This is a genomic window from Mesorhizobium sp. M7A.F.Ca.US.011.01.1.1 (genome assembly GCF_003998295.1).
GTDB lineage: Bacteria > Pseudomonadota > Alphaproteobacteria > Rhizobiales > Rhizobiaceae > Mesorhizobium.
The window spans coordinates 41,862-61,494 of the sequence record NZ_RZRT01000036.1 but is presented as its reverse complement, the minus strand read 5'-3'; the positions used below and the strand labels follow the sequence as shown (position 1 = coordinate 61,494).

General features: G+C 61.9%; 17 protein-coding genes and 3 pseudogenes. 12 read left to right on the top strand and 8 right to left on the bottom strand.

Annotated features, from left to right (window positions below):
- The 5 genes from EOA13_RS25970 to EOA13_RS25950 all read left to right on the top strand — a co-directional run.
- A partial coding sequence (locus EOA13_RS25970; protein WP_127296459.1) for an aldehyde dehydrogenase family protein occupies positions 1-630 on the top strand: 630 nt, incomplete at its 5' end.
- Positions 631-695: 65 nt separating this feature from the next.
- Positions 696-1,184: a hypothetical protein gene (locus EOA13_RS25965; RefSeq protein WP_127296458.1), complete on the top strand. Its 489-nt coding sequence runs from the start codon at positions 696-698 to the stop codon at positions 1,182-1,184.
- On the top strand, positions 1,181-2,809 hold the full coding sequence (locus tag EOA13_RS25960) for a GMC family oxidoreductase (RefSeq protein ID WP_127296457.1): 1,629 nt from the start codon (positions 1,181-1,183) through the stop codon (positions 2,807-2,809). The genes EOA13_RS25965 and EOA13_RS25960 overlap by 4 nt, the downstream gene beginning before the upstream one ends.
- A gap of 135 nt (positions 2,810-2,944) precedes the next feature.
- Positions 2,945-4,024, top strand: a complete 1,080-nt coding sequence (locus EOA13_RS25955; protein ID WP_245490479.1) for a DSD1 family PLP-dependent enzyme — start codon at positions 2,945-2,947, stop codon at positions 4,022-4,024.
- A complete protein-coding gene (locus EOA13_RS25950) occupies positions 4,021-5,157 on the top strand; it encodes a pyridoxal-phosphate dependent enzyme (RefSeq protein WP_127296455.1) in 1,137 nt (378 codons plus the stop codon). The genes EOA13_RS25955 and EOA13_RS25950 overlap by 4 nt, the downstream gene beginning before the upstream one ends.
- Before the next feature lie 54 nt (positions 5,158-5,211).
- Here the strand turns inward: EOA13_RS25950 and EOA13_RS25945 are convergent.
- A pseudogene (locus EOA13_RS25945) lies at positions 5,212-5,488 on the bottom strand (ATP-binding cassette domain-containing protein); the annotation flags it as partial.
- Positions 5,489-5,559: 71 nt separating this feature from the next.
- Positions 5,560-5,988, bottom strand: a complete 429-nt coding sequence (locus tag EOA13_RS38030; protein WP_164780330.1) for a hypothetical protein — start codon at positions 5,986-5,988, stop codon at positions 5,560-5,562.
- Positions 5,989-6,227: 239 nt separating this feature from the next.
- On the opposite strand from EOA13_RS38030, the pseudogene istA reads away from it, so the two are divergent.
- Together istA and istB are read left to right on the top strand one after the other, a co-directional pair.
- Positions 6,228-7,756: pseudogene (gene istA, locus EOA13_RS25940) on the top strand (IS21 family transposase).
- Positions 7,746-8,558: an IS21-like element helper ATPase IstB gene (istB, locus tag EOA13_RS25935; protein WP_127296454.1), complete on the top strand. Its 813-nt coding sequence runs from the start codon at positions 7,746-7,748 to the stop codon at positions 8,556-8,558. Before istA ends, istB begins: the two are co-directional and overlap by 11 nt.
- Positions 8,559-8,613: 55 nt before the next feature.
- On the opposite strand, the pseudogene EOA13_RS25930 reads toward istB, so the two are convergent.
- The 6 genes and pseudogenes from EOA13_RS25930 to EOA13_RS25900 all read right to left on the bottom strand — a co-directional run.
- Positions 8,614-8,930, bottom strand: a pseudogene (locus EOA13_RS25930) (transposase); the annotation flags it as partial.
- A gap of 257 nt (positions 8,931-9,187) precedes the next feature.
- Positions 9,188-9,667 (bottom strand): acyl-CoA thioesterase, encoded by a 480-nt coding sequence (locus EOA13_RS25920; protein ID WP_127296452.1) that lies wholly within the window; start codon positions 9,665-9,667, stop codon positions 9,188-9,190.
- Entirely contained in the window at positions 9,664-10,599 is a 936-nt protein-coding gene (locus EOA13_RS25915) for a 3-keto-5-aminohexanoate cleavage protein (protein WP_023683354.1), read from the bottom strand. Before EOA13_RS25915 ends, EOA13_RS25920 begins: the two co-directional genes overlap by 4 nt.
- A gap of 31 nt (positions 10,600-10,630) precedes the next feature.
- Positions 10,631-11,737, bottom strand: a complete 1,107-nt coding sequence (locus EOA13_RS25910) for an ABC transporter ATP-binding protein (RefSeq protein ID WP_127296451.1) — start codon at positions 11,735-11,737, stop codon at positions 10,631-10,633.
- A complete protein-coding gene (locus EOA13_RS25905) occupies positions 11,737-12,474 on the bottom strand; it encodes a GntR family transcriptional regulator (RefSeq protein ID WP_127296450.1) in 738 nt (245 codons plus the stop codon). The genes EOA13_RS25910 and EOA13_RS25905 overlap by 1 nt, the downstream gene beginning before the upstream one ends.
- Positions 12,474-13,808: an aminotransferase class III-fold pyridoxal phosphate-dependent enzyme gene (locus EOA13_RS25900; RefSeq protein ID WP_127296449.1), complete on the bottom strand. Its 1,335-nt coding sequence runs from the start codon at positions 13,806-13,808 to the stop codon at positions 12,474-12,476. Before EOA13_RS25900 ends, EOA13_RS25905 begins: the two co-directional genes overlap by 1 nt.
- A 121-nt stretch (positions 13,809-13,929) precedes the next feature.
- Here EOA13_RS25900 and EOA13_RS25895 point away from each other — a divergent pair, with 121 nt between their 5' ends.
- From EOA13_RS25895 to EOA13_RS25875, 5 genes are read left to right on the top strand one after another with little or no spacing between them, the layout of a single operon-like run.
- The gene (locus tag EOA13_RS25895; RefSeq protein WP_127296448.1) at positions 13,930-14,985 is read left to right on the top strand and encodes an ABC transporter substrate-binding protein; all 1,056 of its coding nucleotides are present in this window, start codon (positions 13,930-13,932) and stop codon (positions 14,983-14,985) included.
- 31 nt (positions 14,986-15,016) lie between these two features.
- On the top strand, positions 15,017-16,216 hold the full coding sequence (locus EOA13_RS25890) for an ABC transporter permease (RefSeq protein ID WP_050587647.1): 1,200 nt from the start codon (positions 15,017-15,019) through the stop codon (positions 16,214-16,216).
- On the top strand, positions 16,213-17,022 hold the full coding sequence (locus EOA13_RS25885; protein WP_127296447.1) for an ABC transporter permease: 810 nt from the start codon (positions 16,213-16,215) through the stop codon (positions 17,020-17,022). The genes EOA13_RS25890 and EOA13_RS25885 overlap by 4 nt, the downstream gene beginning before the upstream one ends.
- A complete protein-coding gene (locus EOA13_RS25880; RefSeq protein ID WP_127296446.1) occupies positions 17,019-18,197 on the top strand; it encodes a M20 aminoacylase family protein in 1,179 nt (392 codons plus the stop codon). Before EOA13_RS25885 ends, EOA13_RS25880 begins: the two co-directional genes overlap by 4 nt.
- A complete protein-coding gene (locus EOA13_RS25875; protein WP_127296445.1) occupies positions 18,197-19,630 on the top strand; it encodes an FAD-binding oxidoreductase in 1,434 nt (477 codons plus the stop codon). The genes EOA13_RS25880 and EOA13_RS25875 overlap by 1 nt, the downstream gene beginning before the upstream one ends.
- Positions 19,631-19,633: the final 3 nt, after the last annotated feature.

Sequence of the window (19,633 nt, the reverse complement as noted above, 5' to 3'; positions counted from 1 at the left end):
GGTCAGGTCTGTGCCGCGACAGGCCGTGTACTCGCGCATCATTCGATTGCCGAAAGCCTGTGCGAAAAGCTCGTCGCCCATGCCCAAAAACATGTGCTTGGCGATCCCTTCCATCAGGGAACGACCATGGGGCCGCTGAACAACGCCAAGGTCGCGGCCAAGGTCAAAGAGCATGTCGATGACGCAATCGCGCAGGGTGCCAAGGTGCTCTTTGGCGGCAAGCCGCGCCCCGATCTCGGCAGCGAACTGTTTTTCGAACCGACGATCATCACCGGCGTCACGCGCGAGATGAAAATCAATCGCGAGGAAACTTTCGGCCCCGTCGTACCGGTACTCGCTTTCAAGGACGAAAACGAAGCGCTCGATCTGGCGCTCGACAGCGAATATGGCCTGTCGGTGGGCGTCTTCACGGCGGATGTGGCGCGGGGTGTTTCGGTCGCCAGGGCGATCCCCGCAGGGATCGTCAACGTCAACGCCGGCAGCACCTGGTGGGAAATTCACCTGCCCTTCGGAGGCGGGACCGGCACCAAGAGCGGCATCGGCCGGCTGGGCGGCGTGCACACGATGGAAGCCATGACGGAACTCAAGATGATCACGGTGACGATCGACAGAAAGGCACGTGCCGCATGAGCCCTCAATCGCTTGCGTTTGCCGGCGAACGAAATTCGCCCCTTTCCCCACCCGAGAGAACGCGGATGATCCGCGCTCTTGTCGATGAACTGATCCCCGGCAGCGAGGGCTGGCCCTCCGCATCCGAGGCCGGCGCGCATGGCATCGTCGCGATGCGTCTCTTTGCGGACTGGAGCGATATGCAGATTACGGCGCTGGCCGATCTGCTGGGTTGGGAAAAGGACGGCCTTTCAAGCGCCAATGGTGAAATCCGCATCGCGTCCGTCAAGGCCTTCGAGGAAGCCGACACGGAGCTTTTCGACAAGATCTACACGGCCGTGACGCTTGCCTATTACGAAACGCCCTTCGTCATCGAAGCCATTCGGAACACGGGGCGTCCATACTCCCACCGGCCTCATCTGACCGGCTATGAGATGGCGCCCTTCGATTTCAACAGGGACCTGCCAGCCCATCGACGTGGCCATTACCTGGAAACCGAAAAGGTTAGACCCGTCGACACGTCGTCGCTCGGGCTGGACACGGAAAAGACAAATCGCTGGGGACTGGAAAGATGACGACGGATCGCATCTGTGACGTATTGATCGTGGGCGCCGGTGCGACGGGATCGCTCGCGGCGCTGACATTGGCGGAAGCCGGTCTCGATGTCGTCTGCCTGGAGCAGGGATCCTGGGTGGAGGCGAAAGATCATGCGCATCTCCATGCGGACTGGTCGTGGCAGCGCCGGACCAACTGGAGCCCGGACGTCAACAAACGCAGCCACCCGGACGATTTCCCCGTCAATTCGGACTCCTCGCAAATCCTGATGTGGAACGCCGTCGGCGGATCGACCAACGTCTATGGCGCAATCTGGCCGCGCTATCGTCCTTCCGATTTCCGCAAGGGCACGGAGCATGGTCTTCAGCCGGATTGGCCGATCACCTATGAGGATATCGCTCCCTTTTACGAGCAAGCCGACAAGCTCGTCGGCGTGTCGGGGCTTGCCGGCGATCTGGCCATGCCACCGCGAGACCGCTGTCCGACCCCGCCAATGCCTGTGTCCAAGGTGGCCAAGCGCCTTGCTTCCGGTTTCGATGCGCTTGACTGGCACTGGTGGCCGGTCGAGGCCGCGGCGATCTCCGAGGATTACGACGGTCGGCCGGCCTGCAACAATTGCGGCACATGCAACGGCTGCCCGCGCGGATCGATGAGCAAATATTCGCTGTCCATCTGGCCGAAGGCATTGAACGCCGGTTGCGAACTGCGCATCAATGCCCGTGTGCTCAAGATCGAGAAGGACCAAGATGGCCGCGCAAGTGGCGCTCTCTATGTCGACCGTAACACCGGGATGAAACATTTCCAGCGGGCGAAACTGGTTATCGTGGCCGCGAACGGCATCGGAACGCCACGGATTCTTCTTGCATCCGACAATCTTGCCAACGCCAACGATCAGGTCGGACGCTATCTCCTGCATCACACCCTGGTTGCCTGCGAGATGTGGGTCGACGAGCCGGTTGATGGTCATATCGGTTACGTCGCATCCCTGCTGTCGCGGCAGTTTGCCGAAACGGACCCGTCGCGCGGTTTCGTCAACGGCTTCAATTTCAACTGCATCACCTCCACGCCCTCCGCGGGAGAGCTTGCGGCAGGCTGGTTCACGCCGGCGCGCGCGCCATGGGGCCGCGACCATCACCAATGGTTCGAACGTCACTTCGGCCATTCCATCGGTGTTTTCGGCATTGGCGACGATCTGCCCAATCCGGAAAATCGCGTGACGCTGGATCCGGTGCTCAAGGATTCCGATGGCGTGCCCGCGGCAAGGACCCGCTACGCGCCAGGTGAAAACGACAAGCGCATGATGAACTACATGCTCGACCGTCTCGAAGAGCTTGCAAGAGCCTGCGGCGCCTTCGAATATCGGCTGCATGATTATCGCGACAAGGAAGGCGTTTATCGCACACCCGCCTGGCACATGATCGGCACCTGCCGCATGGGCAGCGATCCGTCGACATCCGTCGTCAACCAATGGAACCAGACCTGGGAGGTTCCAAACCTCTTCATTGTCGACGGAAGCGTGCTCGCCACTGGCGGCGTCGTCAATCCGACGGCGACCATCTCGGCGCTCGCCTTGCGTGCCGCGGCCTATATCCGCGACAATTTCGAAACCCTGTCGCAGCAGACGCGGCCATCGATAGCCGCCTGACGCAAACGAAGCGGGCTCTTCGTCCAATCGTCTCGCATGCCAAGCAAAGACGATCTACTGCCCGCATGGTCATGATTGGCATCATCGCGATCAGAGAAAGACAAAATGCTCCAACGCCCGCCTGCCGAGCCCGGAATGAGCGAAGCGGATATCGATACCCCTGCCCTCGTCATCGATCTCGATGCAATGGAACGCAATCTCGACCGAATGGCCGCGTTCTGCCGCAATGCAGGCGTGCGGTTGCGCGCTCACGCGAAAACCCACAAGTCCCCCGTCATCGCCCACTGGCAGATCTCCAGGGGGGCCGTCGGCCAATGCGTGCAAAAAACGGCTGAGGCCGAGGTTCTTGCCTGGGGCGGCGTCAGTGACGTTCTCGTTTCGAACGAGGTTGTCTCTCCCCGCAAGCTGGCGCGACTGGCCGCACTGTCCAGCATGTCGAATATCTCGCTTTGTGCCGACAGCGCGGCTGTGGTCGACCAGATCGACGCAGTGGCCGAATCCCTCGCCACGCGGTTGACCGTGCTGGTCGAGGTCGACGTCAGCGGCGGCCGCTGCGGTGTAGAGCCCGGCGAGCCCGCGGCGGCACTGGCGGCACGCATAGCGAGAAGCCGCCATCTGGTGTTCGGCGGCCTGCAATCCTATCACGGGCGCGCCCAGCATATGCGCACCGAGCAGGAGCGGCACGACGCGATACGCCAGGCCGCGGCGCGAACGATGGATACGGTCGCCGCAATCAGAAAGCAAAAGCTGGAATGCGCGATTGTCGGCGGCGCAGGCACGGGAACTTTCGCCCACGAGGCGGCCAGCGGCGTCTACAACGAGCTGCAGGCCGGCTCCTATGTGTTCATGGATGCCGACTATGCGCGAAATCGTCCTGCTCCCGATTTCGAACAATCGCTGTTCGTGTTGAGCACCGTCATGAGCGCTGCCCGTCACGGAATCGCGGTTCTGGATTGCGGACACAAGGGGATTGCCATCGACAGCGGTCTTCCTCTCATTCATGCCAGACAGGATATCGACTATGCCGGCGCATCCGATGAGCACGGTTCGCTCATCCTGCGTTCGGGCCCCGGAAGCCTTGCCACCGGAGAAACGCTGCGTCTCGTTCCCGGCCATTGCGATCCAACGGTCGACCGCTATGACTGGTATGTCGGCATGCGGGGCAAACGGGTCGAATGCGTCTTTCCTGTCGCGGCGCGCGGAATGATGCAATGACGCTCGCGGTACTTCCAGAGGCCGAAACCTCATCCCGGAAACTGACGCTGCGCTGCATCGCTTGCAACGCCATCCTGCCGCCGACCCTGGTCTACCGCTGCCCCGATTGCGGCGGCATACTGGAAGTTGTCCATCAAAAACCGGAGGGCCGCAGTTGGCTCAGGGCTGACTTCGTCGCAGATGATATCACGCTTGGAGAAGGCGGCACGCCGCTTCGAGAACTCAGACCCGATCTCCTCCACGCCGGCTTCAAAGGCCGGCTGCTCGCCAAGGACGAAACCCGCAACCCATCCGGCTCCTTCAAGGATCGCCTTGTGGCAGCGGCGTTGAGCCGGGCGATTGCGCTTGGCGCGACGGGTATCGTCAGCGCGTCGAGCGGCAACGCCGGTGCCGCTGCCGCCTGCTATGCCGCGAACGCCGGAATTCCCGCCATCATCGTTTGCCCGGACGCGACGCCGCGTGGCAAGCTGGCGCAGATTGTCGCCTATGGCGCCACGCTGGAGCAGGTGCCGGGCCATTACGGAAATGCGTTTGAACATGCCAGACTAATCTGCGCCGAAACCGGCTATGCAAATCTGACGACGACCTATCTGAACCCTTATGGCGTGGATGCCTTGCGGCTGATCGGGCAGGAACTCCATGAGCAGATGGAAGGCGTCGGACCCGACTGGATCGCCATCCCGACGAGTTCCGGGCCGTTGGTCAAAGGCGTCTTTCAGGGCTTCATGGACAGGGCTGGCAAGGTGCCGCGCCTGATCGCGGCGCAGTCCGAAGGCTGTGCTCCGATAGCGAGAGCCTTCAGGGAAGGAAAAAACGACGTTGATGGCTGGGAGACCCCCAAAACGATCGCTTCGGGCATTTCGGACCCGTTGCTTGCCTATCCCGAGGAAGGCAGTCTGACGCTTTCACTCGTCCGCGCGAGCAAGGGCGTTGCTCACGCCGTCGGCGATGCCGACATTCGCGAGGCGATGATCGAACTGGCGCGCAAAGCCGGTCTTTTCTGCGAACCGACGGGGGCTGCCTCGCTGGCCGCGGCCCGCGATCTGTTCGTGAAAGGCACGATCGGATCGACGGACACCGTGGTCTGCATTGTGACCGGACATGGTTTCAAGGATTTCGCGGCCTGGACCTGAGGATGAGAGCGGATTCTTCGTCGGCACTTGTCCTCGCCTCAGCCTTTGACCGCCAATCTTGTCGGCCAGCGTCAGCGCCTCAGTCTGGTCGTGCGTCATATAGACCATGGCCCGGCGGATCGACTGGTGCAGGCGCTTGATCTCGGCCCTGAGCTCCGCAGGTAGCGCCGCGTCGAGGTTGGACAGCGGCTCGTCGAACAGGAACGACCGGGGATCGCGCACCAGCGCCCGGGCCGATGGCGACGCGCTGCCGTTGACCGCCGGATAGCTCACGTGGCTTGCGACCCAGCAAGGGTTCGATCTGCAGCAGCTTTGCCACCGCGGCGACCTTTTCGCCTGATGTCTTGCGGTGGAGCCCGGGGCATCTTCGGCGGGAAGGCAATGTTCTCGGCCACGACGTGGTCAGGTAGAGCGCGTAGGACCGGAACACCATCGCAACGATGAAAAACCAGTCAGCGTTGGCCTCAACCTGGCGGCGGAGCAGGCCAAGACTGTAGGCGCGCCAAGCCGCGTAGTGAGGATCCGCTGGCTCATGCCGGCGGGATGCAGAATGAGGCGCATCGCGTTCACCGGAGTCTGCATCAAATCCGCTGAACATCCTTCGTTTAGCTGCGGCAGCGCAGCGTTTGACATTACCACTGTCCAATGCCGATCTACCGCGAAGGCGGGATACGGCTTGTGGGCCTGCAGGACGCGATCCATCGCCGCCTTGGCTGCACTTAAACCATCTAAGGTGCTCTCGCGGAACGCCGGAGCAAAGCCGGCCGCGAAAAACAGGCTGTTGCGATCCCGCAACGGAATATCGAGGAATTCGGAAAGGCGAGCGACCATTTCCCGGCTGGGTCGTGCCTTTCCAGTTTCCAGGCAAGAGAGATGCCGGGTTGAACTACTGTCGCGCCTGCGACTCAAGGATTTCGACCTTGGCCTGGAGAGCGGTGTCGAGGACGTTGTGGGACGTCTGTTGATTGCCACTGAGAACTGACCCGGCAACACAGGATATTTCCACCGAGAATTGACCCATGTTTGAACCTTGCCCTGCGTTTTTCAGCGGGGGCTACGGAGTGATCGACATGGCATTACTGAGCGTGATCCGACGCTGGCATTTTCGAGAGCATCTATCGATCCGTGAGATTAGCCGTAGGACCGGCCTGTCGCGGAATACCGTGCACAAATACCTGCGTGTGGATGGGGTGGAGCCGAAGTTCAAGGTTCCCGAGCGGCCGAGCAAGCTTGACCCTTTTGCCGACCGTTTGTCGGCCTGGCTGAGGACGGAAGCCAAAAGGAATCGCAAACAGAAACGTACGGTGAAGCAGCTTCATGCCGATCTGCTGAGCCTTGGCTATGAGGGGTCTTACGGTCGTGCTGCGGCTTTCGTTCGGGAGTGGAAGGCGGATCTGCAGAGGGAATTACAGACGACAGGGCGCGGGACATTCGTGCCGCTTGCGTTCGATCCGGGTGAAGCATTCCAGTTTGACTGGTCGGAAGACTGGGCGATCATCGGCAATGAACGCACCAAGTTGCAGGTGGCTCATACGAAGCTAAGCTACTCTAGGGCCTTCATCGTTCGGGCCTATCTGTTGCAGACGCACGAGATGCTGTTTGACGCCCACAATCATGCCTTCCGTGTGTTTGGCGGCGTTCCCCGGCGCGGCATCTACGACAATATGCGGACAGCGATCGACAAGGTCGGGCGCGGCAAGGAGCGCGACGTCAATGTCCGTTTCATGGCCATGGCCAGCCACTACCTCTACGAGCCTGAGTTCTGCAATCCGGCCTCTGGCTGGGAGAAGGGACAGGTCGAGAAGAACGTCCAGGATGCGCGTCACCGACTGTGGCAACCCATGCCGCGCTTTCCATCACTGGAAGCCCTGAACGACTGGCTGGAGCTTCGATGCAAGGAGTTTTGGCACAAGACCCCGCATGGAAAAATGCGCGGCACCATTGCCGATATCTGGGCTGAGGAAGCCCAGGCTCTCATGCCGGCGTCCCGTCTCTTCGACGGCTTTGTCGAATACACCAAGCGGGTCTCCCCAACCTGCCTCGTGCATCTGGAGCGTAACCGCTACAGCGTTCCGGCGTCCTTTGCCAACCGGCCCGTGAGCCTGCGGGTCTATCCGGATCGTGTCGTGGTTGCCGCGGAAGGTTTGATCATCTGTGAGCATCGCCGCGTCATCGATCGCTCGCATGACCGACCAGGGCAGACCGTCTATGACTGGCGGCACTATCTGGCTGTTGTTCAGCGCCAACCAGGCGCCCTACGCAACGGAGCACCCTTTGCCGAACTTCCCGATGCATTCAGGTCGTTGCAGCAGCATTTGCTCAAGAAGCCGGGCGGTGATCGCGAGATGGTCGACATCCTGGCACTTGTGCTGCAACACGACGAGCAGGCCGTGCTTCTGGCCGTGGAGATGGCGTTGGAGGCCGGCGTTCCAACCAAAACCCATGTGCTGAACCTTCTCCATCGCTCGTCGACGGCAAATCGCTCACGCCCCCGACCATCAGTGCTCCTCAGGCTTTGACGCTCACCAATGAGCCGAAGGCCAATGTCGAACGCTACGATGCTTTGAGGAAGACCGCGGAGGTCCGCCATGCGTCATAATCCCGCCAGCGGCGCAATCGTCATCATGCTCCGGAGCCTGAAGATGCACGGCATGGCGCAAGCTGTAGGCGAACTCACCGAACAGGGAGCGCCAGCGTTTGAGGCCGCCATTCCGATCCTGTCGCAACTGCTGAAGGCTGAGACGGCGGAACGTGAGGTCAGGTCCACAGCCTACCAGCTCAAGACCGCACGCTTTCCAGCCTATCGCGATCTCAACGGCTTTGACTTCGCCAGCAGCGAGATAAACGAGGCGCTCGTGCGGCAGCTTCATCGTTGCGAGTTCGTCGATGAAGCCCACAACATCGTGCTCGTCGGCGGCCCTGGCACAGGCAAAACCCATGTTGCCACGGCCCTCGGCGTGCAGGCCATCGAGCATCATCACAAGCGGGTTCGCTTCTTCTCGACTGTCGAGCTGGTCAATGCGCTGGAACAGGAGAAGGCACAGGGACGATCGGGCCAGATCGCCAATCGCCTCGTGCATTCCGATCTCGTCATCCTGGACGAGCTTGGCTATCTGCCGTTCAGTGCATCAGGTGGAGCATTGCTCTTCCATCTGCTGAGCAAACTCTACGAACGCACAAGCGTCATCATCACCACAAACCTCAGCTTCAGCGAGTGGGCCAGTGTCTTCGGCGATGCAAAGATGACAACCGCGCTTCTCGACCGGCTGACCCATCATTGCCACATCCTGGAAACCGGAAACGACAGCTTCCGATTCAAGAACAGCTCTGCCCACGAGCCTAAAAAAGCGAAGGAGAAAGCCAGGACCTTGACCCTCAACCCCGAACCGAAACATACATAAAAGGCGGGTCAAATCTCGGTGGAAATGCCGGGTCAGTTCTCAGTGAAAATCAACAGTAGGCCTCCTGGATGACAGCGGTCAGCGCCTTCTCGGCCATGCGGCGCGGTTCGAGAAAACCGGGGAAGTAGGAGCCCTTCCTGAGCTTGGGGATGCGCAGCTCGACGGTGCCGGCCCGCGTCTCCAGTCGCGCTCGCGATAGCCGTTGCGCTGGGCCGTGCGCAATGGGTTCTTCTCGCCATAGGCGGCGCCGGTGGCGGCCCCAACCTCCAGCTCCATCAGCCGCTCGGCGGCAAAGCCGATCATCTCGCGCAAGAGATCGGAATCCGGAGTCTTCTCCACGAGCGCGCGCAGGTTCATCATGTCGTCGGTCATCGATGGTTCCTTCGAATCAGGTTGGTGTCAGCAACCCGACCTTACCGGCGAACCGTCGATGACCACCGCAAAGCCACTCGCTCGCTACAGCGCTATCGAGAGCGCGCTCGCGAGCGGCTTCGCTACCGCCGAGCTACACCACCTGTGGGGACGCGACCCGATTGTGGCGGCCGCCCAATGCGGTGTCTGTGCAATAGCGGCTATATTTTGCCGTTCCTATGGCGAGTAGAATCCTTCCGCGACCTAGAGCATCTCGCTCAAGTCACGCCAATGCCGCTAACGATGCCCTCACCAGACATTCTCGCCGTCACCCGACGCGTATCGACTTCACCGCTCGGGAGTTTCGCGCACGCCTGTCGGGCTTCGCCTTCGATCTCGATCTTGCTCCGCGCTTGAAGATCGAAGCGCACCGTTACGGTACGCATGCGTGCATGCAGCACATCATCCAGCGTGCCGCGCATTTCATGCAGATAGGTCAGCGACGACTTCCCAAGCTTTTCTATAACGGTGCGAACGGTGACCAGAGTTCCCACCTCGGTTTCGTGCACGTAGTCGATCTCCATCCTCACATCCGCCCAGCCGAGCGTCGGCGTCAAACGGGGATCGGCGATCCTGCCGAGCAGCTGGAAACCGGCGTCGTCGAACATAGCGACGTAGTGACGGACGTTGAGATGGCCCATCGCGTCACACATCCAAGGATGGACGACGCCGACATAGGTTTCAATCGGGCGCGTCAAAACCCGACCTCGTTTCCGCCCTTGAGATCCAGCAACTGGCGGGCTTCGTCGGGGGTTGCGATTTCAAGCGACAGTTCGCCAAGGATGCGCTTGATCTTGGCGACCTGCTCCGCATTGCTCTTGGCAAGCGCGCCCTTGCCGATATAGAGACTGTCTTCCAGCCCGACACGCACATTGCCACCCATGATCGCACCCATCGTGCAGAGGTTCATCTGGTGCTTGCCGGCGGCAAGGATCGACCAGAGATAGTCGTCTCCGAACAGCCTGTCCGCCGTCCTGCGCATGTGCATCATGTCTTCGGCGTCGGCGCCGATTCCGCCCAGAAGTCCGAAGATCGTCTGGACGAAAAGCGGCGGCTTCAGCAGCTTGCGGTCGAGAAAGTGCGCCAGCGTGTAGAGGTGACTGACGTCATAGCACTCGAACTCGAACTTGGTGCCGTAGGCCTGGCCAACCTCGAGGATGATGCGCTCGATCTGCTCGAACGTGTTGGAGACGATGCCCTTCTTCGTGTCTTCCAGGTAGCCCTTCTCCCAGTCGTACTTCCAGTCGGTGTATTTCGGCGCGATGTGGTGCAGGGCGAAATTCATCGATCCCATGTTGAGCGAGCAGAGTTCGGGCTTGGCGGCATGGGCGGCTTCGAGACGTTCGTCGAGCGTCATCTTGAGGCCGCCACCGGTGGAGATGTTCATCACTGCGTTGGTTTGCTGCTTGATGCGGGGCAGGAAGTCCATGAAAAGCCTGGGATCGGGGGTGGGTTTGCCCGTCTCGGGGTCGCGGGCATGTAGATGGATTACCGAGGCGCCAGCTTCGGCTGCGCCGACAGCGGCATCGACGATCTCGCTCGGCGTTATCGGCAAATAGGGACTCATGGTCGGCGTGTGGATCGATCCGGTAACCGCACAGGTGATGACGACTTTCGGCGATTTCTTCATAGCTGGAGCCTCCCTTGTCTGCGTTTTGTTGTTATCGATCGAGCGCGAGGCAATCCTCGCGGCCACAACCCAGCCGGATCGCCGTACCCGGATCGAGCTTCGGTTGAGACGATGAAGTGGCTAGCTTGACGATGAGTTTCTGGCCGCTCGCGGTCGCGGCGATGAGCCGGACATGATCGCCGACATAGATTGACTGAACGACCGTCGACGGGATCTCGTTGAGTGCCGTGACGCCGTCCTGCAGAACGGACAGGCGCTCGGGCCTTATCGACAGCGTTATCTTGGTGCCCGCGGCAAGCGCAGCGCCGCAGGACATGGCGTTCAACACAACGTCGCCGTCGTCGAGACGGACGGATACGCCGCCATCCTCGCTCCCGGCCAGCACGGCGCCGAACATGCGGTTGTTCTCACCGATGAAGCTTGCGACAAAGCTCGCCGCGGGACGCTCGTACAGTTCGCGCGGCGTCGACAGTTGCTCGATGCGGCCGGCGCTGAACACCGCGATCCGGTCCGACATGGTTAGCGCTTCGGTCTGGTCGTGCGTGACGTAGACGAAGGTCACGCCCAGCCGGGCGTGAATATCCTTGATCTCGAACTGCATCTGCTCGCGCAGCTGCTTGTCGAGGGCGCCAAGCGGTTCGTCCATCAAGACAAGATTTGGTTCGAAAATCAGGGCGCGGGCAACCGCCACACGTTGTTGCTGCCCGCCCGAAAGCTGCGCTGGCCGCCGATTGCCGAATTCGGGCAACTGGACCATGTCGAGAACGTTCCCGACACGTCGCCTGACCTCCTCGCGGCCAAGTTTGCGGACCTCGAGCGGGAAAGCCAGATTTTCGGCGACCGTCATGTGCGGGAAAAGCGCGTAGTTCTGGAACACCATGCCGATGCCGCGACGATTGGCGGGAACGTTGTCGATGCGCTGACCGTCAATGAGAATATCGCCCTCGGTCGTATCTTCGAATCCTGCCAGCATCATCAACGCCGTCGTCTTGCCGGACCCGGAAGGGCCTAGCAGCGTCAGGAATTCGCCGCGCATGATTTCCAGGTCGAGCTGGCGCACCGCTTGGACCGCATGCCCGTAGCGCTTGCTGACGCCGCGAAACTCGACGTGAACCGGCCCACGCGGAGATCCGCCCATCACCGCGCCTGCGCCTTCGGATCACGGCGCACCGAAGTCGGGCGCTTTCGAGCAGGCTGCGCTTCAGCCGCCGCCGCGGCGCGAAGAATGATGTCGGCGGCCTCGCGCAGATCGGCCACCAGGGCCTTGCGCGCAGCCGCGCCATCGGCGCGACGCAGCGCCGCGAGCATTTCGTCGTGATGGTCCAGGCCCAGGCCGTAGGTCACGTCCGAGCGGACGATGTTCAAGAACGGTCCTGCCTGCAGCCACAATTTCTCGATGATCTGCTGAATGAGAGGTGACCGCGCGGCATGGTACATCGTGAAATGGAACCGCCTGTTCAGGCCGAGATAGTTAGCCATGACGTTGCTCTCGACGCACTCGCGCATCAGGCTGTTCAGCTTCGCCAATTCATCGAGCTCTTCGGGCGTGATGGTCGTCGCAGCCCATTCGGCCGCCGTCCCTTCGACGCTGCAGCGCACACGCACGAGATCCGAAATACGCGCCACCGTGGCCTCGGGGACGATGACGCCCCGGTTTGGGTGGTCGAACATCGCCTCGTCGCTGACGAGTTGCCGCAAGGCCTCGCGCACCGGCATGGCGCTGGTCCGGTACTGTTCGGCAAGCTGTCGCACGATCAGTCTTTGGCCGGGCAGGAAGTCACCGTTCATCAGTGCTTCCTTCAAGCCCGTATGGACACGAACATGAGCTGTCTTTTGCGCGGCCGAGCCGGCGGTGGCATCCTTGCGATCGAGCATCAGTTTGTCCGGCGGGGCAGTATTTTGAGGTTGCTCGACAGGAAATCGTCGAATGCGGCGGCGAAGCCGTCGAGTTCGGCGTCGCCAAATGGCAGTGACAACGCCAGCATGCCGCGCGGCGTCACGTAGTACCCTCGAAACAGCATCTCGATATGCCACAGCGCAATCACCGATGGATCGGCATCGTCGAGCCGCGCCGGCGTGTCCACCGGCCCCCTGACGAAATGCAGGTTCATCAACGACCCGCGCCCTATGACGATACCGTCGACGCCATGCCGCTCAAGGGAGACGTTCATCGCTTCACGCAAGCGATCTCCGCGCGCATTGATGGCGCGGCTCGCCTCTTGCGTCAGCACCTGCGTCAGACCGGTGAAACCAGCAGCCATGCTGAGAATATTGTTGTTGAACGTCCCGCCATGCGAGAACGCACCAGGCAAGGCCGGATCGAAGCGGTCGACGAGGTCCGCGCGTCCACCGAATGCGCCAAAACTCGCACCGCCGCCGATGTACTTTCCGAGCGTCACGAAATCGGGAAAAATTCCGTGCGCGCCATGGAGCGCTCGATAGTCGAGGCGCGAGGTCATGACCTCGTCGAAGATCAGCAGCGCGCCGGTCTCCTTCGTCGCTGTGCGCAGCGCCTGCAGGAACTCGCGGGTCGCCGGGATGCAGCCGCCGCCGCCCATCATCGGTTCGACGATGACGGCGGCAAGCTCGTCGCCCTGTTCCTTGATGAGCGCCACGGCGCCTGCAATATCGTTGTAGTCGGCGAAGACAAAGGGGAAAGGCAAATTGAGCGGTGAGCCGCCATGCGCAAAAGTCAGTACGCCGCCGTGATAGCCTTCCCGGAAGGCGAGTATCTTCGAACGCTTCGTGATGGCGCGAGCGGCGGAAATCGCCATGATGTTCGCCTCGGTGCCCGAGTTGCAGAAGCGCACGCGCTCGATGGCTGGAAAACGCTCGACCACCGCCGCTGCCAGGCGCGCCTCGTAGCGGTTGGGTGCACCCAGCATGATGCCGCCCTGTATGACGTCCACAAGGGCCGCCGAAATCGCCTTGTCGGAGTGGCCGTAGAAGCCGGCGCTGTATTCCGAGACCAAGTCGACATAGGTATGGCCGTCGAGATCGGTGACCCTGCAGCCCTCGCCGGAGACGAACGAAACAGGGAATGGCGGGTACCATAGAACGGCCCTCGTATTGCCGCCCGGCAACGATGCCGCGGCCTCGTTCTGACGCGCCAGGCTGTTCGGGTTGGCGTCAGCGAAACGCTGTCGCGCCTCGTCCAGAACAGCAGCGAGACTGACATTGGCGCGCACGTCTCTAGTGCCTTGCAGCATTCGATCAAATCCCCTTGTCTTTTTAACTTTTTTGCACCCTATCGCAAATTCCTGTTGCTAATCAATCCATTTTGCGTTTGAAATTTGATCAAATCCACAACGATAAGAAAGGGGAACTGCGATGAGGACTTATCTGCAAGCCGTATCTGCCGCCGCGATCTGCCTCGCGACCTCGACTTTTGCCGCGTCCGCGGCCGATCCCGTCACGGTGGTCGGCTGGGGTGGTACATGGGACAAGGCCTACAAGGATGGAGTCTGGGACAAGTATACCGAAAAGACGGGCGTCCCGATCATCATGGAAGAGTGGGGCGGCGAGGTCGCCAAGGTGCGTGCCCAGGTGCAGGCGGGCAACATTACCTACGACGTCGTCTCGGTGGAAGCGCCCGCCATGGAAGTCGGCTGCGCCGAAGGCCTGTTCGTCCCGCTGACGCCCGAGATCACCGGCGACGCGGCGAATTATCTCCCAGGCACCCTGCATGAATGCGGTGTCGCGTCCGACACATGGGCAACGGTTCTTGCCTACAACACGGATGTCTATAAGGGCGACGCCGCGCCAAAGAGTTGGGCGGACTTCTGGAACGTCGAGAAATTTCCAGGAAAGCGCGGCCTCTACCAGCAAGCGCAGTTCACACTGGAAAATGCGCTGATGGCCGACGGCGTGAAACGCGAGGACATGTACAAGGTGCTGGCCACGCCGGAAGGCGTCGACCGGTCTTTCGCCATGCTCGACAAGATCAAGCCGAACGTCGTCTGGTGGTCCACCACGACGCAGGGCATCCAGAACCTGGACAGCGGCGAAGTGACGCTCAGCGACGCGTTCAATGCACGCATCACCAACGAAGCCATCAACGAGAAGAAGCCTTACGCCATCGCATGGGACGCCGGCTTCTTCTACGGCACCGACTACTGGGCCGTGGTGAAGGGCGCACCGCACCAGCAAGGCGGGCTGGATCTCCTCAAGTGGTTCTCCATCCCTGAAAATCAGGCCGGCTTCTCCAAGCTCTATGCCTATGGCACCGGCCGCAAGGAAGCCGCCGACCTCATTCCCGCGGACTGGAAGGCCAACCTGCCGACGTCGCCGGAGCACCTCCAGTACGGCGCCGCCTATGACAACGACTTCTGGACCGAGCACAAGGAAGCGCTGGAAGAACGCTTCAAGGCCTGGCTCGCGAAGTAACTTGGGCATGTTGGTCGGGACAAAACCGGCTATGAAGCGACGCCAACGGGGCGGCATGCTCGCCCTGTTGACCGCTCCGCTTATATTATTCGTCGTCATTCTGTTTCTGTGGCCGGTGGCGCGCTTCCTGGCTCTGGCCGTCGACAACTCGGATTTCTCGAACAACCTGCCGCGCACAATTGCCGCTCTGGCCGGCTGGAAAGCAGAGAGCGGCCTGCCTGGCGAACCCGTCTTTGCAGCACTCGTCGAGGACCTGGCCGACGCGCGGCGCGCCGGGAAGGAAGGCGTCCTGGCGCAACTCGTGAACCAGCGCGTCGTCGGTAGTCGTTTCCTCGTCATCAAGACGGCAAAGGACGCGGCCGACGGCAAGCTCGGCATGCGCCCCGTGCGCGACGAGGTGGTCGCCAAACAGGCCGGCTGGAAAAACATCGATCTCTGGCAGGTCATAGCGCGTCAGCAAAGCGCGCGAACGGACTATTATCTGCTTGCGAGCCTCGACCTGAAGCGCGGCGCCGACAATTCGATCGAAGCCGTTTCGGCCGACCGCGCCATCTTCGTCGACGCGCTGCTGCGTACGATCTGGATCAGCATAGTGGTGACGGTCATCTGCGCGGTGCTCGCCGTGCCGCTGGCGCAGGCGATCGTCAGCGCGCCGCCTGCCTGGTCGAAGCTGATGTTCGCGCTGATCCTGTTTCCGCTCTGGACATCGCTGCTGGTGCGCACCGTCATCTGGATCATCGTGCTGCAGAAGAACGGCCCCGTGAATTCCACACTGCTCGGATTGGGTATCGTCAGCGAACCCCTCGACCTCATCTACACTCGCTTTTCGCTGTACCTGGCGATGGTTCAGGTTCTGCTGCCCATGATGGTCCTCTCCGTCGTCGCCGTCATGCGGCGGGTTCCGACCACCTACATGCGCGCGGCGCTGTCGTTGGGTGCGCCGTGGCTCACGGCGTGGCGCCGCGTGCAGTTGCCGTTGATCCTGCCCGGGATCCTGTCCGGCGGGGCGATCGTTTTTGTCTTCGCGCTCGGCTATTACATCACCCCGACGCTTGTCGGCGGGCCGACAGACCAGATGATCTCCAGCTACATAGCCTTCTACACCAACAGCACGCTGAACTGGGGCATGGGCGCAGCGCTTTCCCTGCAACTGCTGATGATCCTTGTATTGTTTGCGTTCCTGTTCTGGACGGCATCCGTCCTCTTCCGCAGCAAGGCGCATGTCGCATGAGCGCCGACCGCTTCCGGAAATGGCTGATGTTTGCCTATGCGGCGACGTTGCTGGCTTTCATCATCCTGCCCCTGCTGATCGTGGTCCCCATGTCACTGACCTCGAGCAATTCGCTGGCATTTCCAACGCCGGGCTGGTCGTTGCGCTGGTATGCCGAGCTGTGGGTCGACGAGCGCTGGCCGAACGCGCTGTGGAACTCGGTCGTCATCGGGCTATCCACCACGGTTCTGGCTTTGCTGCTCGGCATACCTGCGGCGATCGGGCTCGCCTGGGGTGATTTTGCCGGGAAACGGATCCTCTACGCGATCATCGCCGCGCCTTTGGTGACGCCGGTCGTCATCGTCGGCGTCGCGGCCTTTTCATTCTTCGCCACGCTGGGACTCGTTGGCAGCAAGCTATCGATCATTCTGGTGCACACGGCGATGGCCGTGCCTGTGATGCTAACCACCGTCGTCGCCAGCCTTTCGACCTTCGACCGGACGTTGGTTCGTGCGGCGGCATCGCTGGGCGCCGGCGCCATGCGCACCTTCTTCAAGGTGGTGCTGCCGCTGATAGGGCCGGGCGTCGTTACAGGGGCCATCATCGCCTTCATCATTTCTTTCGACGAAGTCGTCGTCGCAAGCTTCCTCTCGACGGGCGCGGAGCGAACCTTGCCCCGCATGATATTCTCCGGGGTGCGCGAGTCCATCAGCCCTGCCATCGCGGCCGTCGCCGTGCTGCTGATCGCTTTCTCGGCGATCCTGCTTGGGGTCATCGCCATCCTGCAGAGCCGCTCGCAAGCTCTCCGCGCAAAGGCATCGGCATGAAACTGGTTCCGTCGGTGCAGCAACTCGAGACCGAGATGACGGCGTGGCGGCGGCATCTCCATGCCAATCCCGAGCTCGGTTTCGAAGAGTTCGAGACGGCCCGTTTCGTGGCGGACAAACTGCGCGCGTGGGGCATCGAGACGACCGAAGGCGTCGGACGCACAGGTGTCGTCGGCACGCTCAGGGGCAGGCTCGGCGCTGGTCGCAGCCTTGGCATCCGCGCCGACATGGATGCCCTGCCGATGACTGAGGCACGGCCGCTGGCGCATGCGTCCCGCACCCCCGGGCGGATGCATGGCTGCGGCCATGACGGCCATACCACTATGCTGCTCGGCGCAGCCTCGGCGCTTGTTCGCTCGCCCGACTTCGCCGGCACGGTGCATTTCATCTTCCAGCCGGCCGAGGAGGGTCGAGGTGGGGCGCTTGCCATGCTGAACGAGGGCCTTTTCGAGCGTTTCCCCTGCGATGAAGTCTACGCGCTGCACAATTGCGAACGGCCGCTCGGCGAGATCGCCGTCCACCGCGGAACGGTGGCCGCGGCGGCCGATCGCTTCGAGATCGTCGTCCACGGAAGGGGCGGCCATGCGGCGATGCCGCATCTGGCGATCAATCCACTCCCCATCGCCGCGCGCATCCTGCTGGCAATCGAAGCCCTGCCCGGCCGCGTCACCGATGTGCATTCTCCCGCAATCGTCACCGTTGGCAGCCTGCGCGCAGGCGAAGCCTTCAACACCATCCCCGATACGGCGTTTCTGACCGGCACCGTGCGCACCTTCGACCACCAGGTTCAAAAGACGCTGGAGACGGCAATCCGCCGCATCGCGAAAAACGAAGCTGAAGCTTTTGGCGCCGGCGTCGACATCCGCTACGAAACGCCCTTCGCACCGACGATAAACACTGCGGCGCAAGCCGACGCGATGATCGCGATTGTGAACGAGGTGATGGGACCGGCAAGTCTCGTCATCGATCCGCCTCCCGAGATGGGTTCTGAAGATTTCTGCTACATGCTGGAACAGCGGCCCGGCTGCTATTTCCTGCTCGGCCAGGCCGACGATGCGCACCAGGCCGCGGCTCACGACACCAACTACGATTTCAACGACGCAATCCTGCCGATTGGCGCGAGCCTTTGGGTCAGGCTCGTGGAGCGCCGCCTATCAGCCAGAGGCGCATCGTGATGCTACTGACGGAAAAGGACATCGTCTGGCGAAGCCATTGGCTGCGGCAGGCCCTGCCCGAGGACCCAGACCTTGCGCCTCCGCTCGAAGAGGCGACGCAGGCTGACATCTGCATCGTCGGCGGCGGCTATCTGGGCCTGTGGACCGCTACACGCCTCAAGGAGCACAATCCCGCCTTCGATGTTGTCATCGTCGAGCGCGACATTTGCGGCGGTGGCCCGAGCGGCCGCAACTCCGGCATGGTGCTCTCGGCATGGACGAAATACAGCGCGCTCGCCGCGCTGCGCGACGGAAACGATGCACTTTCGATCATCAAGGCATCCGAAGCCGCAATCGGCGGCATCGAGGCTTTCTGCAAGGCCGAGGGAATAGACAGTTGGTTTGATCGCATCGGCTGGATCTGGGGTGCGACGTGCGAAGCCCAGCTTGGCGCCTGGGACGACGCGTTGAACAAGCTGGCGGCGCATGGCTACGTGCCGGCGCGACGAGTTTCGCGCGACGAGATCGCAGCGATCGCCGGCACGACGAGCCACTTCGGCGGTGCGTTCGACGCTTCGTCGGCAACCGTGCACCCCGGCTACCTGGTGCGCGGCCTGCGCCGGGCAGCACTGAAGCGCGGCGTGCGCATCTACGAGAAATCGCCGATGACGCGTTTTTCACGCGGCGGCAAGCTCAAGGTGGAAACGGCGAGAGGAACTGTGTCCTGCGGCAAGATCGTGCTTGCCATGAATGCATGGTCCGGCGCCATTGCCGAACTTGCGCCGGCAATCTTCAACATCTCCAGCGACGACGCCATGTCGAAGCCCATTCCAGACCTTCTCGACAAGGTCGGCTACCGCCGCGCGCCGCTGATGATCGATTCCCGCGTCTTCGTTGGCGGTTGGTCGCCGACCCGCGATGGCCGGCTGTCTGTTGGCGTAAGTGGCGGCGTCATCGGCCTCGGCGGCATCGTCGACCAGCGATTTCATGACCAATCGCCACGGGTTGCCGACATGCGCCGCGTGTTGCGGGACGGTCACCCGGCGCTCGCCGGCTTTCCGCTCGAGACATCGTGGAACGGACCCATCGACCGGACCGTCAGCGGCGTGCCGCTGTTCGGCGCCCTGCCCTCTAACCGCGACATCATTTACGGCTACGGCTTTTCAGGCAACGGTACGACGATGGCTTATCTCGGCGGCAAGATCCTGACCACCCTGTTGACCGCAGGCGAATCCGAACTAACCCATTCGGCGCTCGTGCGTCCGGTGACGCGAGGCTTCCCACCCGAACCATTCCGTTTCGTCGGCGCGCATTTCGTTCGTGGCGCGGTGCGGCGGCGCGACGATCTCGAACATGCCGGCCGAAAACCCGACCTCTTGACCAGATGGCTCGCGGGACTGGCCCCGTCCGGCGTCACCCCTTCGAAAGCCAACCTCCGCGCAAGGAAAGGATAAACG